Consider the following 14576-nt stretch of genomic DNA (forward strand, 5'->3'; position numbering starts at 1 on the left):
TTCGTCACAGCCCACTTTCGGGAGCGGAGGCAATCCGTGACACGGCAAGATTGGGGTACGAACGGATGCGATGCCAGCGGCGCCGCGGCCGGCCGTTCGGGTCAGGCCGCGCGCTCGATGACGAAACGCAGGATGCCGTCCTCCTCCACGACCGACAGCAGGCGGTTGCCTGTCGCCTCGCAAAAGGCGGGAAAATCCTTGCGGGCACCGGGATCGGTCGCCTCCACCGTCAGGGTGTCGCCGATGGCGATGGCCTTGATCGCCTTGCGGGCACGCAGGACGGGGAGCGGGCATTGCAAGCCCTTGGTATTCAACGGATGGTCGGTCATGGGAAAAATGCTACCCGACCAGCCATCTGCTGTCACGATGCATGGTGGGAGGGCTGCAAAGCCCAATGCGGTTGATTATCGATCACAACCGGTGGCTGATACAGCCCCATCGCCTTTGCTTCGCGATGCGAGAAAAAGCTGGAGCACAGTGAGGATCGCGACGCTCAAGCCTACGGTGGCACCAAGCAGCGGCATGTTCCGCATGCTGGATTCCCACAGGTGGACAAATCCCGTGAGGTACGAATATACTAGGATACGAGCATTTTTCTTTGCCAAGCCGCGCAACGACGGCTCGGGCGCAAAACGAATTGGAACGGACAGGGCGACGGTAAAGCGATGAAGATCGAGGATTTGCAGGCCAACGCCCGCCGGGCGAGTGCGCTGTTGAAGGCGATGTGCAACGAGCGGCGCCTGCTCATCCTGTGCCATTTGAGCCAGGGCGAGCGGTCGGTGGGCGAACTGGAGGATCTGGTCGGCCTCAGCCAGTCGGCGCTGTCCCAGCATCTGGCCCGGCTTCGCAACGACAATCTGGTCCGCACGCGGCGCAGCGCCCAGAACATCTACTACTCGCTGAACGGGCATGAGGCGCAGACCATCATGACCACGCTGCACGGCCTTTACTGCACGCAGGCCGCCGAGGATGTCGCCGAAACGTCGGACGACGAGGAGCGCGACCTCGACCAGACCACCGGCCGTTCCGACCTGCGCGCCGCCGCAGCCGGCTGACCGCCCGAGACCGAACGGGCGCCGCCGATCGAGCGCCCCATCGAGCGCTCTCGACTGTAAGCTGCGGGCCTCAGCCGCGCGACCGCAGCGCCGCGGTCGCCAGCGCCACCCAGCCCAGCATGAGGCACCATCCACCGGCCGGCGCTGTCATCGGCACCGGCAGCGGGCCGACCGTCGCCAGCGCATAGAGCGTGCCGCAGAACAGCAGGATCCCGGCGACGAACAGCCAGCCGGCGATCCGCAGAGCCAGACCTCCCGTCCCGCCGCCCTCCATCCGTCCGCTCCCCATCCGCCCACCGAGCGCCACCAACAGGACGAGCGCCAGCGCATGGGCCAGCTGGTACTGCCCGGCGATGCGGAACCATTCCTGGGCCTGCGATTGGGCGGCCAGCGCGTGGCTGGCATAGGCGCCGGTGCCGACCGCCACGGCGCCATTCAGCGCGGCGAAGACGATCCAGATGCGGTCGATCAGTCCCAAGGGGCGTCCTTCCCGTTCCCATGCCCCCGGCCCATGTGCAGGGCCGGGAGGCGGTGCTATCCTGTCGCCTGTCTACACGCAGGCCCTGCGCCCGAGCAAGGAAGCACAATGTCCTCTCCTGCATCCGCTTCCCTGGTCAGCGCGCCCCTGGTCAGCATCGTCACGCCCACTTGGCAGCGGGAGGAGTTTCTGCCCCGCCTGCACGCCTGCATCCAGGCGCAGACCCATGGCGAGATCGAGTGGCTGGTGTTCGACGACAGCCCGCGTCCCTCGGCCTATCTGAAGCCGCTGGCGAATCCGCGGCTCAAATATTTCTACTCTCCCAGCCGCTACGCCATCGGCGAGAAGCGCAACATCCTGGCCGAGCATGCCAGGGGATCGGTGATCGTCCACATGGACGACGACGATTTCTACGCTCCGGTCTATGTGGAGCGCATGCTGGGCTGGCTGGAACAGGGGTACGATCTCGTCAAGCTGTCGGGCTGGTTCCTCTACAGCGTGCCGCACCGGCGCTTCGGCTATTGGGATACGGCGCGCGGCGGATCGCACCATCGCTGGGGCCGGCAGACTTGCGACCATGTCGAAGCGCCGGATGCACCTGCCTCGCCCGACAACCTCGACGGGTATGGCTTCTCCTACGCCTACCGCCGGCCGGTCTGGGAGACGGCGCGCTTTCCGGCGGTGAACGCCTGCGAGGATGCGCCTTTCGTGAAGGCCGCCCGCCAGCGCTTCCGCGTCGGCGCCTTTCCGGATGCGGAGGGGCTGTGCCTGCACACGCTACATGCCCGCAGCACCAGCCTGTGCCTGCCGCAATACGAGCTGCCGCCGCTGCTGGTCGAGCGGCTGTTCGGCCCGGAGGCGGCCGCCTACACCTGAACGTCGAGGAACATGCCGCGGCGGTAGTTGCGCGGCAGGGTCAGCACGCCGTTGACCACCAGGGCAGCGAGTTCGCGCAAGGTCGGAACCCGCTGACGCCCCTGCTGGACAACGCCCTCCGCACGGGCGCGCGCACCGGATGCGGGAACGCGCCCGCCACCGGAGTCGGGGCGGATCGGCTCGTTCGAACGGTCGCCGGTGCGTCGGGTCTCTACCATGCCCGATCATTTACCATAAATGCCCGGAGCGGAAAAGAGGGGCCACGGTGACATTCGCGCGCCCGCCCCTCATAACCAAAGCGATATGACGAAATCTTTTGCGACCGGGTGGAATGAAAGCGGGAGGGGCGACGTTCATCGGCTCATGAGGGGACAAGATACCCCCGACACCAGGAGGACGCCGGAATGACTGGCCGCATTGGTACTGGATTGAAAGCCGTGGTTCTGGGCGCTCTGGTCGCCGGATCGATGCTGGGTGCTTTCGTCGGCACGGCCGCCGCCCATGATGGCTGGCGTGACGGCTGGCGGGGCGATCGTGGCCGCGAATGGCGCGGCGGACCGCCGGACTGGCGTGGCGGGTGGGACCGCCCGCATCACCGCCACTGGCGGGAGCGCGGCGGTTATTACGCCCCGCCCCCGGTGATCTATGCGCCGCCGCCCGTGGTTTACGCACCGCCCCCGCCGCCGCGGGTGATCTATGCCCCGCCGCCCGTCGTCTATGCGCCGCAGCCGGTGGTTCCGGGCTTCGGTCTCAGCGTCAACATCCGCTAATCCGCCGCTGACCGCACACCGGCACCGAAAAGGACGGCTTCCGGCGGAGCGCCCACCGCATTAAGGTGCGCGCCGTTCGGTAAAGCCGCCCCGCCGGGGCGCAGCAGCCAGGGAGACGGCATTTGCGGGTTCTTAGTGTGTGCGCCGCGGTGGTGGGCAGCCTTTCGATCGCCTGCGGGATCGCGACCTCCGCCAGCGCGGCCGAGCCGCGCCTGATGGCGGCGCTGGGCAACACCGTGCTGACGATGACCGACATCGGGCCGAAGCACACCCAGGTGGCGGTGAACGACAAGCCGGTGTTCGACGACAAGGAAAGCGACCTGCTGTCCTTCGTCGGTGCCTATTCGATGAAGGACCGCTGGATCGCCCTGTTCCAGTCCGACACCGGCGCCAAGGACTGCCCGACCCGCTTCCGCATCCTGGAGGTCGGCGGCCCGCAGCCGACGGTCTCCTATCCCTTCGGCTCCTGCAGCGACGCCGCCCAGGTCACCATCGACAACGACACTCTGACGGTTTCCATGCCCCAGCCGGGTGGTGGAGCTGACGCCGCCTGGACCTACCGCAACGGCAAGATCGGCCGCAGCAAGTAGACGGCGACCGGTGCGGGACCTGCGGCCGAGGCCATGCTGGGTCCCGTATCCTTCGCCACACCCTCGATTGACGACGACAGGCGCAGCTTTTAAGGTCCGGACCTCCGCACATTCCCGTTCCGGGACAGGAAGTTCGCCCCAGAAAGTTCGCCCCATGACTTCCAGCAGCGCCAGCCGGCCGAGCCGCCGGCCCAACACTCCGCTCTTCTCCTCGGGTCCCTGCGCGAAGCGTCCGGGCTGGTCGCTCGACGCGCTCGACGGCGCGCTGCTCGGCCGCTCCCACCGCTCCAAGCCGGGCAAGGCCAAGCTGAAGGAGGTCATCGACCTCACCCGCGCGGTGCTGGGCATTCCCGGCGACTACCGCATCGGCATCGTCCCGGCTTCCGACACCGGAGCGGTGGAGATGGCGCTGTGGTCGATGCTGGGCGCCCGCGGCGTCGACATGCTGGCCTGGGAAAGCTTCGGCAAGGAATGGGTGACCGACGTCGCCAAGCAGCTGAAGCTGCCGGACGTCCGCAACCTGATCGCGCCGTATGGCGAGTTGCCGGATTTGTCGACGGTCGATTTCAGCCGTGACGTCGTCTTCACCTGGAACGGCACCACCGCCGGCGTCCGGGTGGCCGACGGCGACTGGATCGCCGACGACCGTGAGGGGCTGACCATCTGCGACGCCACCTCGGCCGCCTTCGCGATGGCACTGCCCTGGCACAAGATCGACGTCGCCACCTGGTCCTGGCAGAAGGTGCTGGGCGGCGAAGCCGCGCACGGCATGCTGGTGCTGAGCCCGCGCGCGGTGGAACGGCTGGAGAGCTATCAGCCCGACCGGCCGCTGCCGAAGATCTTCCGCATGACCAAGAACGGCAAGCTGATCGAAGGCATCTTTGAAGGCGACACCATCAACACCCCGTCGATGCTCTGCGTCGAGGATGCCATTGACGGCCTGCGCTGGGCCCTGTCGCTGGGCGGCCTGACCCAATTGGTTCTCCGGTCGGAGCAGAATCTGCGGATCGTCTCCGAATGGGAGGAGGCCAGCAGCTGGGCCGGCTTCCTGGCGAAGGATCCGGCCAACCGCTCCTGCACCTCGATCTGCCTGCGCTTCACCGATCCGGAGGTGACCGCCCTGTCGGAGGAGGCCCAGGCCGCTTTCGCCAAGAAGCTGTCCGCCCTGCTGGAGAAGGAGGAGGCCGCCTTCGACGCCGGCTCCTACCGCGATGCGCCCCCCGGCCTGCGGCTGTGGGGCGGCGCCACCGTGGAGAACGAGGATATGGAGGCGGTCCTGCCCTGGCTCGACTGGGCTTTCGCCACCGTGAAGGCCGAGACGATCGGTCCCAAGCAAGGCTGACGCCGGAACGGGCATAGTCGGGCCAAGCGCAAGCCGGACTGTCGTCCACAGCATCTTCCGCAGCCATCGAACGGCCCTGCCGTGGCACAACCGCCACAGCGGGGCTTTTCGTGTGGGCTGGCGTTGTGCTTTGCAGCAAAGGATCCGGCCAAGCAACCGTTCGTACACAGCAGCATTTCTGCACCAGTGTGACCGGCGTGACTCGCGTTCGAACCTCACAAGCTTGACCATGGTTATCCACAGAACCGTGGACAAGGTGGTGGATAACCCTGTTGAACCATCGGTCCCGCCTGTCCGGAAACTGTCATGGAGGAAGCGCTGCCGATTTGCCCTCGCCGTCGCCGGACGGAGCACGCCGCTTCCCCTGTTGGGGGGTCACCCTATCCCGAAGATGGTCTGGCAAGCTGCCGGTTGTCTCCCAACTCTTGAAGGGGATTTCCGGCGACCCTGCTGCAACGCGGCAAAGCCGGTGCAACGAAGGAAGGGCTTGGACCGACCATGGCGCATTACCTCATCACCGGCGGCTGCGGTTTCATCGGCTCGCATCTGGCCGACCGGCTGCTGGCCGACGGGCATCGGGTGACGATCCTCGACAACCTGTCGAGCGGCAGGCTGGAGAACAAGCCAAGCGCCGCGAAGCTGGTGGTGGGCGACGTGGCCGATCCCGACGCGGTGCGCGAGGCAATGGCCGGCGATGCCGGCGAGGGGGTTGACGGCGTCTTCCATCTTGCCGCCGTGGCGTCGGTCCAGAAATCGCGGGAGCTGTGGGCGGAAACCCACCGCACCAACCTGCTGGGCACCGTCACCGTGTTCGAGGCGGCGCGTGACGCCAAGCGCGGCGGTCCGATCCCGGTGGTCTACGCCTCCTCTGCCGCCATTTACGGCGACAACAGCAACACCCCGCTGAATGAAGACGAGCTGCCGCGCCCGCTGTCCGCCTATGGCGTCGACAAGCTGGGATGCGAGATGCACGCCCGTGTCGCCTGGACGATCCAGGGGGTGCCGACGGTCGGCTTCCGCTTCTTCAACGTCTACGGCCCGCGCCAGGATCCGATGTCGCCCTATTCCGGCGTGATCTCCATCTTCGCCCGCCGGGTCGCCCGCGGCGAGGATGTGGAGATCCATGGCGATGGCCAGCAGGTCCGCGACTTCGTGTTCGTCGGCGACGTGGTGCGCATCCTCGCGCTGGCGATGGAGCGGCGCTTTGCCGGCGCGCAGGTCTACAACCTCTGCACCGGACGCGCGACCTCGCTGGTTATGCTGCTGGAAGTGTTGCAGGAACTGTGCGGCAGCAAGGTTCGCCGCAGCCACACCGAACCGCGGGCCGGCGACATCCGCGTGTCGATCGGCGACCCGTCGCTGCTGCGCTCCACCTTCGACACCGTGTGCCAGGTCGGCCTGCTCCAGGGACTGAGCGCCACCCTGACCGGCCGCATGCCTTGAGGTTGGATCCGATACCGGGGTATGAGGGGGCGGATTAAACTCCATCTCCCGCCCCGGGAGAGGACGCCGCCATCAGGATGAGCGCACCATGGCCCGCCGCCGATCCCTTCCCATCCGGGCGCTGCTGATCGTCCTCGCGATCCTCGCCGTCGTCGCGGTGGCCGAGCGGCTCCACATCATCCCGCCCGGCACCCTGGACCGTCTGCTGGGCGAGGAAACCCACCGCCCGCGCCAGCCGCGCAAGCAGGAGCCCGCCGAACCTCCGCCGTCGGTCGTCGCCCGCCCCGCCGACCGGATCGACTATGCCGAGGTCGCCCGCCAGCTCGACGGCATCCGGGTGGAACCCGAAAAGCGCAAGGGCTATCAGCGCGAGGAATGGCCGCACTGGCTGGCGCTCGACGGCGGCTGCCTGAATGCCCGCGAGAAGGTGCTGATCCGCGATTCCCGCCGCCCGGCGACGCTCGACGCCAAGGGCTGCGGCGTGAAGTCCGGCGACTGGCTCGATCCCTACACCGGCGAGCGCTACACCGACCCGCAGATGGTCGACATCGACCACCGCGTGCCGCTGGAGGAGGCCTATGCCAGCGGCGGCTATGACTGGAGCCGGGAGAAGCGCGCCGCTTACGCCAACGACACCAGCGATCCGCTGACCCTGCTGGTTTCCAGCCGCGAGGCCAACCGCGCCAAGGGCTCCAAGGGGCCGGAGGAGTGGCTGCCGCCCAAGCGCGACGGCATCTGCCTCTATGTCGCCGACTGGGTCCTGGTGAAGGCACGCTGGAGCCTGACCATGGATGAGCGGGAACGGGTGACTGTCGGCAACATCCTGAACGACTGCCGCGCCTCGGCCGGGCAGCAGCGCTGACGCAGCCCTGCCCTGTCCGACGCTTCGTTGGGCAAACCACCGGTTTCGCGCTACCGTCGGCCCAAAAGTTGGAAGGCGGGAAACGGGAAGACGCATGACCGGAGAAGACACCCCGCTGTGGCGGGAAGGCGCCGTCGCCCTCGCCGCGCGGCTGGCCCGGCGCGGGCTGTCGGCCCGCGAGGCGGTCGAGGCGCATCTGGACCGCATCGCCGCGGCCGAGCCGGCGCTGTCCGCCTTCCTGACTGTCGCCGCCGACGATGCCCTCGCCCGCGCCGACCTGCTGGACGCCCTGCCGTCGCCCGTCGGACCACTGCATGGTATGCCGGTCGCAGTGAAGGACCTGACCGACACCGCCGGCATCCGCACCACCTACGGCTCCGCGCTTTATGCCGACCATGTGCCAGCCCATAGCGACATCGCGGTCGCCCGGATCGAGGCGGCCGGCGGCATCGTCATCGGCAAGACCAACACGCCGGAGTTCGGTTTCGGCGCCATCTGCGGAAATAGCCTCTACGGTCCGACCCGCAACCCGGCCGACCCGAACCTGACCTCCGGCGGGTCGAGCGGCGGATCGGCGGCGGCGGTCGCGGTCGGCATGGCGCCGTTGGCGCATGGCACCGACTATGGCGGATCGGTGCGGATTCCGGCGAGTTTCTGCGGCATCGCCTCCATCCGGCCGACGCCGGGACTGATCCCGGCACCGGGGCGGGCGTTGGGCTGGGACACGCTGGCGACCCATGGCGTTCTGGCCCGCGACACGGCCGACTGCGCGCTGCTGCTGTCGGCGATGGCCGGCAGCGATCTCCGCGACCCGACCTCCCTGTTCGGCGGCCGCGATAAAGGGTCGGAAACGCGTCTGGGTGCCACCGTCGATTTCGGTGCCGCCACCGTTTCCCAGGCTGTGCGCGAGCGCTTCGCCGAGGCGATCGACCGGCTGGAGCGGGTCGCCGGTCCGGTGACGCACTGCCATCCCGACTGCGGCGACGCCATGGCGACCTTCCGGACGCTGCGTGCCGCCCAGACCCGCCATGCCTTCGGTCCGATGCTGGCCAAGCATGGCGAGGCGCTGACCGACACCATCCGCTGGAACATCGAGGCTGGGGCGGGCATCACCGCCGATGCCTATCTGGAAGCGCAGGCCGCCCGCACGGCACTGTACCGCCGCTTCGTCGCGCTGTTCGAGGAGATCGACGTGCTGGCGGCCCCGGCCTGCGGCGTGCTGCCCTGGCCGAACGAGGAAGGCGAGGTGACCGTCATCGACGGGCAGCCGGTGGGGTCGATCCTGGACTATCTCGGTGTCACGGCCATCGTCACGCTGATCGGTTTTCCCGTGCTGACCCTGCCGGTTGCCGGAGACGGGCTGCCCTTCGGCATCCAGCTGATCGCCCGGCCGGGTGAGGAACGGCGCCTGATCCGCCTGGGCCTGATGCTGGAGCGCGAGGCGGGCTTCGTTCACCGCTGGCACCGCTGGCCCACCGGCTGGGCCGGTTGACGGGAATCGGGTGACAAGACGCCGCTCCCGACAGCCATTGCGGGCGGCTGACCCATAGGCTATGCACCCCCGCATGAGCGCCGACACCCTTCCCAATTTCGCCCTGCCCAGCCCTGTCCTGTCCCGGTCATCCGCCGCCATGCCATCGATGGTGGAGGTGCGGCGTGCCACCGGAATCGGCTCCATCGCCATCCTGCTGTGGGCGACGGCAGCGCTGCTGACCTCTATGTCCAGCGCCATGCCGCCGCTGCAACTGGTGGCGGTCACCTTCGGGCTGGCCTTTCTGACCGGCAGCAGCGTCGCGGTTCTGCGCGGCCGCAGCGTGATCGCGGCCCTGCGCCAGCCGCTGCCCGTCTGGCTGGTCGGCGTCGGCGGATTGTTCGGCTATCACGCCTGCCTGTTCCTTGCCTTCCATCTGGCGCCATCGGCGGCGGTGGAGGTCAATCTCATCAACTATCTCTGGCCGCTCTGCATCGTCCTGTTCTCCGCCCTGCTGCCGGGGGAGCGGCTGAAGGCCGCGCATGTGGCCGGCGCGCTGTGCGGGCTGGCCGGCACCGCGCTGATCGTTTCAGGGAGAAGCGGCGGACTGCACCTGGACGCCGGCACCCTGGGCGGCAACCTGCCCGCCTACGGTGCGGCCTTGGCGGCGGCGCTGCTCTGGGGCGCCTATTCGGTCCTGTCACGCCGTTTCGGCTCCGTCCCGACCGAAGCGGTCAGCGGCTTCTGCCTCGTCACCGCCCTGCTGGGCCTGACCGGGCATCTGCTGTTCGAGGATGCCACCGTCTGGCCGAATGAGGCGCTGGGATGGCTGGTCCTGCTGGCCCTCGGCATCGGTCCGGACGGGCTGGCCTTCTTCGTCTGGGACCATGGAATGAAGCGCGGCGACATCCGGGCGCTGGGCGTGCTGTCCTATGCCGTGCCGCCAGCCTCCACCCTGCTGCTGATCCTGTTCGGGCAGGCCAGCGGCGGCTCGGCCGTCTGGGCCGCCTGTGCGCTGATCGCCGGCGGGGCGCTGATGGCGAGCTGGGACATGATCCGCGGCAAGTGACAGCGATTTCATGCCTCAGCTGCGGCAAAGGGTGGTAATCGGCAAGCATCGTCCCGACCGCTTGCGAGTGCCCAACCAATGCCCGCGCGTGCGTATTCCCCACCGTCCTCTTCCGGACGCCTGTCCGCCGCCCGCCAATTCCTGTCCGATGTCTGGCGGCTGACCAAGCCCTATTGGTCGTCGGACGAAAAATGGGCGGCGCGCGGCCTGCTGGCGGCGATCGTCGTCCTCAATCTGGCGGCGGTGTTCATGGAGGTCTGGTTCACCCAGATCAACGCCGACATCTTCAATGCCTTGCAGGAGAAGGATCAGGCTGGATTCATCCAGGCCCTGCTGGTGTTCGGCGGCCTGGCGCTGTTTTTCATCGCGGTGGCGGTCTATCGCCTTTACCTCAACCAGATGCTGCAAATCCGCTGGCGCCGCTGGCTGACCGAGCGCTATCTCGGTGACTGGCTGGAGAACCAGACCTATTACCGCCTGCAATTCGCCAACACTGGCACCGACAACCCCGACCAGCGCATCGCTGAGGATCTGCGCAGCTTCGTCCAGCTGACGCTGAGCCTGTCACTTGGCTTCATGACCAATCTGGTCTCTCTGGTCTCCTTCCTCGCCATCCTGTGGAGCCTGTCGGGATCGGTCACCATCCCCTGGCTGGGCATCGACCTGCCCGGCTATATGGTGTGGGTGGCGCTGGTCTATGCCGTCGGCGGCACCTGGATCACTCACAAGATCGGCAAGCCGTTGGCCCGGCTCAGCTTCGACCAGCAACGGTACGAGGCCGACTTCCGCTTCTCCCTGGTCCGCCTGCGCGAGAATGCCGAGAGCGTCGCCCTGCAACAGGGCGAGGTGCAGGAGGCGCGCGGTTTCGGCGACCGCTTCGCCCGTGTCGTCGCCAACTGGTGGTCGCTGATGCGCACGCAGAAGCGGCTGGTCTGGTTTACTTCGGCCTATGGGCAGATCGCCATCATCTTTCCGCTGCTGGTCGCCGCTCCACGCTATTTCAGCGGCGCCCTGCCGCTGGGATCGCTGATGCAGACCTCGCAGGCCTTTGGGCAGGTTCAGGGGGCGATGTCCTGGTTCATCGACGCCTATGTAAACCTCGCCGACTGGCACGCCACCACCAGCCGCCTGACCGGCTTCCACCGTGCCGTGGAAGCTGTCCGCGCCGATGCCCGCGACCATGCCGGGGTGGAGCGCATTGCGGCGACCGACGGCGCCCTCACTTTGGACGGGCTGGCGCTGACCCTGCCGGACGGCGGCACGCCGCTGGTCCGCGCCGACCTGACGGTGCAGCCGGGCGAGTCCCTGCTGATCACCGGCCCGTCGGGGTCGGGCAAGAGCACCCTGCTGCGTGCCATCGCCGGCATCTGGCCCTTCGGCCGCGGCCGGATCGCGCTGCCAGGGGGCATTATGGCGGCCGGCGGTACCACCGCGGCCAACGGCAGCATGGTCCTGCCACAGAAGCCCTACCTGCCCATCGGATCCCTGCGCGCCGCCGTCACCTACCCCGCCACTCCCGACGCCTTCCCGGACGAGGCGGTGCGCGAGGTGCTGGACGCCGTCGGCATGGCCGGTTTCGCCGACCGTCTGGCGGAAGAGGACCACTGGTCGCAACGCCTGTCCGGCGGCGAGCAGCAGCGCATCGCCATTGCCCGCGCCCTTCTGCACAAGCCCGACTGGCTCTATCTCGACGAGGTGACCTCGGCCTGCGATCCGGAGACGGAGGAGCGGCTCTATGGCCTGCTGCGCACCCGCCTGCCCGGAACGACGCTGGTCAGCATCGGCCACCGTCCCAGCCTCGCCGCCTTCCACGACCGGCGGATGACGGTCCGGCGCAACGGAGACGGGGTTGGGGAGTTGGCGGCGGTGTGAACTACGCCTGAGGCTGCTCCCCCCGCGCCTCGGCCAGCAACCATTGCCGGAAGGCGGCAAAGGGCGGGTGGTTGGCCTTGCCGCGGGGATGGACGAGGTAATAGGCCCGTGCGCTGCGGTGGGGCCGGTCGATGGCGGGGAGCAGGGTACCGTCGTCCAGCTCGGCACGGACCAGCAGGGTCGGCAGCAGGGCCACGCCCAGCCCGGCCTCGGCCGCCTGGGCAGTGGTGGCGAACTGTTCGAACACCATGCCGGCACCGGGCCGCGGGGGAAGCCCCTGTGCCGACAGCCACTCGTTCCACGCATCGGCGCGCGTGCTCGTGTGCAGCAGCGGCAGGGACAGCAGGTCCCCCGGTTCCGCCACCGGATGCGCCTTGAGGAATGCGGGGGAGCAGACCGGCAGCACCTCCTCGTCCAGCAGATGGTCGCAGACGGCGTCGGGCCAGTCGCCGAAGCCGTAATGGATGGCCGCATCCAGATCGTGCAGACGGAAATCGAAGGGTGCCAGCTTGGTGGTGAAGTGAATCGTCACCTGCGGATGCGCCGTCTGGAAGGCCGGCAGCCGCGGCACCAGCCAGCGCGTGCCGAAAGTCGGCAGGATGGCGAGGTTCAACACGCCGCCCTTGGGGGCTGCGATGGTCCGCACCGTGGCCGCCGCGATCTGGCGCAACGCGTCGCGGATCGGATCGGCATAGAGCGCGCCGGTCGGGGTCAACGTCACCCGCTGGCCCTTGCGAATGAACAGGGCGGTGCCGATCTGCTCCTCGAGCGCCTTGATCTGCCGGCTGACCGCTCCCTGGGTCAGCGACAGTTCGGCCGCCGCGGCGGTGAAACTGCCGGTGCGGGCCGCCGCTTCGAAGGCGGACAGCATGCTCATGGACGGAAGAAGGCGGCGCTGCAGATCCATGGCCGCTTCATTACCAAAGCTCATGACCTGTGGAAAGAAAGTCGTTTGCACCCTGGCGCGCGGCACGGCACGCTCGATATCCTGGAGATCCGGGAATTTCCCATAGGCAGGGCGGGGCGGGTTCGCGATGAAGACCGGTGGTCAATTGATCGTCGAGGCGCTGGAGGCGCAGGGCGTGCGGCGGGTGTTCGGCGTTCCGGGCGAGAGCTATCTCGCCGTGCTTGACGCCCTGCACGACAGTCCGATCGAGATGGTTGTCGCCCGCCACGAGGGCGGCGCGGCCATGATGGCAGAGGCGCAGGCCAAGCTGACCGGGCGTCCCGGCGTCTGCCTCGTCACCCGCGGCCCCGGCGCCACCAACGCCGCGTCGGGCATCCATGTCGCCCAGCAGGACGAGACCCCGCTGGTCGTGCTGGTCGGCCAGATCGAGCGCGGCATGCGCGGCCGCGATGCCTTCCAGGAGGTGGATTACGGCAAGCTGTTCGGCGGCATGTGCAAATGGGTCGCCGAGATCGACAGCGCCGACCGCGTGCCGGAAATGATCTCCCGCGCCTTCCACACCGCGATGGCCGGCCGCCCCGGCCCGGTCGTGCTGGCCCTGCCGGAAGACACGCTGACGGAAACCGCGGACGTCCCCGTCGCCCCGCGGGCGGAGACCGTGGATGGGGCCCCCACGCCGGCGCAGGTGGCGTCGTTCGGCGCCCTGCTGGACAAGGCGGAACGGCCACTGCTGGTCGTCGGCGGCTCCCGCTGGACCGGGGAATCGGTCGCTGAACTCCAGCGTTTCGCGGAACGGCTGGCCCTGCCGGTGGCCGTGACCTTCCGCCGCCAGATGCTGTTCGACCATTGCCACCCGCTTTATGCCGGCGACATCGGGCTGGGCATCAACCCCAAGCTTTCGGCGCTGGTCAAGGACAGCGACCTGCTGATCCTGCTGGGCGACCGTTTCTCCGAAGTGCCGTCGCAGAGCTACGACCTGCTGGGCATTCCCAATCCGGCCAAGGCGGTGGTCCACATCCACCCCGGCGCCGAGGAGGTCGGCCGCGTCTATCGCCCGACGCTGGGCATGGTCGCCACGCCGGCCGCCTTCCTCGAGGCGATGGCCGAGCTGAGCGTGACGGCGAAGCCCGGCTGGGCCGCCCGCGCCGAAACGGCCCATGCCGCTTACGACGCCTGGAGCACCCCGCCCGACGCCATCCCCGGCGACGTGCAGATGGGCCGCATCATGGCGTGGCTGGACGAACGGCTTGAGCATGACGCGATCTTCACCAACGGTGCCGGGAACTACGCCACCTGGATCCACCGTTTCCACCGCTTCCGCCGCTTCGGCACCCAGGCGGCACCGGTCTGCGGCTCGATGGGCTACGGCCTGCCGGCCGCCATCGCAGCCAAGCTTCAGCATCGCACCCGCGATGTCCTGTGCTTTGCCGGCGATGGTTGCTTCCAGATGACGGGGATCGAGTTCGGCACTGCCGTGCAGGAGGGCGCCGCCGTGATCGTGCTGGTCGTCGACAACGGCATGTACGGCACCATCCGCATGCATCAGGAACGCGAATATCCCGGCCGCGTGTCCGGCACCCGCCTGCAGAATCCCGATTTCGCCGCCTTCGCCCGCGCCTATGGCGGTCATGGCGAGACGGTGGAGACCACCGCGCAGTTCGCCCCGGCCTTCGAGCGCGCCCGCGCGTCCGGCCTGCCGGCGATCATCCACATCAAGCTCGACCCCGAGGCCCTGACCCCCAGCCGGACGCTTTCCGAGATCCGTGCCGCCGGGAAGGGAAAGTGATCTGAGAGAATACACCCTCTCCCGGCATGGGACAGGGAACATCAAATGCCTCGCT

General features: G+C 68.2%; 15 protein-coding genes. 11 read left to right on the forward strand and 4 right to left on the reverse strand.

All coding sequences use genetic code 11. The features are described 5' to 3' along the window. Positions 1-101 precede the first annotated feature (101 nt). Positions 102-329, reverse strand: a complete 228-nt coding sequence (locus ACWPN8_RS27150) for a sulfurtransferase TusA family protein (RefSeq protein WP_109448699.1) — start codon at positions 327-329, stop codon at positions 102-104. Positions 330-665: 336 nt separating this feature from the next. On the opposite strand from ACWPN8_RS27150, the gene ACWPN8_RS27155 reads away from it, so the two are divergent. Continuing rightward, entirely contained in the window at positions 666-1055 is a 390-nt protein-coding gene (locus ACWPN8_RS27155; protein WP_109448701.1) for an ArsR/SmtB family transcription factor, read from the forward strand. 70 nt (positions 1056-1125) lie between these two features. Here the strand turns inward: ACWPN8_RS27155 and ACWPN8_RS27160 are convergent, their stop codons facing one another. Continuing rightward, positions 1126-1533, reverse strand: coding sequence for a DUF423 domain-containing protein (locus ACWPN8_RS27160; RefSeq protein ID WP_109448703.1), 408 nt, complete (start codon positions 1531-1533; stop codon positions 1126-1128). 108 nt (positions 1534-1641) lie between these two features. On the opposite strand from ACWPN8_RS27160, the gene ACWPN8_RS27165 reads away from it, so the two are divergent. Beyond that, a complete protein-coding gene (locus tag ACWPN8_RS27165) occupies positions 1642-2409 on the forward strand; it encodes a glycosyltransferase family 2 protein (protein WP_492243012.1) in 768 nt (255 codons plus the stop codon). Here ACWPN8_RS27165 and ACWPN8_RS27170 read toward each other — a convergent pair. Further along, positions 2400-2627, reverse strand: a complete 228-nt coding sequence (locus tag ACWPN8_RS27170; protein WP_109448707.1) for a hypothetical protein — start codon at positions 2625-2627, stop codon at positions 2400-2402. The two genes, ACWPN8_RS27165 and ACWPN8_RS27170, sit on opposite strands and share 10 nt — an antisense overlap. 186 nt (positions 2628-2813) lie before the next feature. On the opposite strand from ACWPN8_RS27170, the gene ACWPN8_RS27175 reads away from it, so the two are divergent. The 8 genes from ACWPN8_RS27175 to ACWPN8_RS27210 all read left to right on the forward strand — a co-directional run bounded on the left by ACWPN8_RS27175 (position 2814) and on the right by ACWPN8_RS27210 (position 11828). After that, entirely contained in the window at positions 2814-3179 is a 366-nt protein-coding gene (locus ACWPN8_RS27175) for a hypothetical protein (RefSeq protein WP_492243013.1), read from the forward strand. A gap of 122 nt (positions 3180-3301) precedes the next feature. Then, positions 3302-3769 carry a hypothetical protein gene (locus tag ACWPN8_RS27180; RefSeq protein ID WP_247872736.1) on the forward strand — a complete coding sequence of 156 codons (468 nt, stop codon included), beginning with the start codon at positions 3302-3304 and terminating at the stop codon, positions 3767-3769. A gap of 154 nt (positions 3770-3923) precedes the next feature. After that, positions 3924-5111 (forward strand): phosphoserine transaminase, encoded by a 1188-nt coding sequence (locus ACWPN8_RS27185; RefSeq protein ID WP_492243014.1) that lies wholly within the window; start codon positions 3924-3926, stop codon positions 5109-5111. Positions 5112-5609: 498 nt separating this feature from the next. After that, positions 5610-6554 carry an SDR family NAD(P)-dependent oxidoreductase gene (locus tag ACWPN8_RS27190; protein ID WP_492243015.1) on the forward strand — a complete coding sequence of 315 codons (945 nt, stop codon included), beginning with the start codon at positions 5610-5612 and terminating at the stop codon, positions 6552-6554. Positions 6555-6642: 88 nt separating this feature from the next. Then, positions 6643-7416: an HNH endonuclease family protein gene (locus ACWPN8_RS27195; RefSeq protein WP_109095630.1), complete on the forward strand. Its 774-nt coding sequence runs from the start codon at positions 6643-6645 to the stop codon at positions 7414-7416. A 94-nt stretch (positions 7417-7510) separates the two neighbouring features. Further along, a complete protein-coding gene (locus ACWPN8_RS27200; protein WP_109095631.1) occupies positions 7511-8908 on the forward strand; it encodes an amidase in 1398 nt (465 codons plus the stop codon). 73 nt (positions 8909-8981) lie between these two features. Continuing rightward, complete coding sequence (yddG, locus tag ACWPN8_RS27205) at positions 8982-9956, forward strand: aromatic amino acid exporter YddG (protein WP_492243016.1); 975 nt, start codon at positions 8982-8984, stop codon at positions 9954-9956. A 78-nt stretch (positions 9957-10034) separates the two neighbouring features. Continuing rightward, positions 10035-11828 (forward strand): ABC transporter ATP-binding protein/permease, encoded by a 1794-nt coding sequence (locus ACWPN8_RS27210; protein WP_492243017.1) that lies wholly within the window; start codon positions 10035-10037, stop codon positions 11826-11828. Position 11829: 1 nt separating this feature from the next. Here ACWPN8_RS27210 and gcvA read toward each other — a convergent pair whose 3' ends face one another. After that, a complete protein-coding gene (gene gcvA / locus ACWPN8_RS27215; protein ID WP_109095633.1) occupies positions 11830-12735 on the reverse strand; it encodes a transcriptional regulator GcvA in 906 nt (301 codons plus the stop codon). Positions 12736-12862: 127 nt separating this feature from the next. Between gcvA and ACWPN8_RS27220 the strand changes: the two genes are divergently transcribed. After that, positions 12863-14521: a thiamine pyrophosphate-binding protein gene (locus tag ACWPN8_RS27220; RefSeq protein ID WP_492243018.1), complete on the forward strand. Its 1659-nt coding sequence runs from the start codon at positions 12863-12865 to the stop codon at positions 14519-14521. The last annotated feature ends 55 nt before the right edge of the window (positions 14522-14576 follow it).

Source organism: Azospirillum sp. UENF 112521 (genome assembly GCF_058780665.1).

Coding starts and splice junctions, on each gene's coding strand:
- ACWPN8_RS27150 (WP_109448699.1), bottom strand. CDS start 329: ATGACCGACCATCCGTTGAATACCAAGGGCTTGCAATGCCCGCTCCCC.
- ACWPN8_RS27155 (WP_109448701.1), top strand. CDS start 666: ATGAAGATCGAGGATTTGCAGGCCAACGCCCGCCGGGCGAGTGCGCTG.
- ACWPN8_RS27165 (WP_492243012.1), top strand. CDS start 1,642: ATGTCCTCTCCTGCATCCGCTTCCCTGGTCAGCGCGCCCCTGGTCAGC.
- ACWPN8_RS27170 (WP_109448707.1), bottom strand. CDS start 2,627: ATGGTAGAGACCCGACGCACCGGCGACCGTTCGAACGAGCCGATCCGC.
- ACWPN8_RS27175 (WP_492243013.1), top strand. CDS start 2,814: ATGACTGGCCGCATTGGTACTGGATTGAAAGCCGTGGTTCTGGGCGCT.
- ACWPN8_RS27185 (WP_492243014.1), top strand. CDS start 3,924: ATGACTTCCAGCAGCGCCAGCCGGCCGAGCCGCCGGCCCAACACTCCG.
- ACWPN8_RS27190 (WP_492243015.1), top strand. CDS start 5,610: ATGGCGCATTACCTCATCACCGGCGGCTGCGGTTTCATCGGCTCGCAT.
- ACWPN8_RS27195 (WP_109095630.1), top strand. CDS start 6,643: ATGGCCCGCCGCCGATCCCTTCCCATCCGGGCGCTGCTGATCGTCCTC.
- ACWPN8_RS27200 (WP_109095631.1), top strand. CDS start 7,511: ATGACCGGAGAAGACACCCCGCTGTGGCGGGAAGGCGCCGTCGCCCTC.
- yddG (WP_492243016.1), top strand. CDS start 8,982: ATGAGCGCCGACACCCTTCCCAATTTCGCCCTGCCCAGCCCTGTCCTG.
- ACWPN8_RS27210 (WP_492243017.1), top strand. CDS start 10,035: ATGCCCGCGCGTGCGTATTCCCCACCGTCCTCTTCCGGACGCCTGTCC.
- gcvA (WP_109095633.1), bottom strand. CDS start 12,735: ATGGATCTGCAGCGCCGCCTTCTTCCGTCCATGAGCATGCTGTCCGCC.
- ACWPN8_RS27220 (WP_492243018.1), top strand. CDS start 12,863: ATGAAGACCGGTGGTCAATTGATCGTCGAGGCGCTGGAGGCGCAGGGC.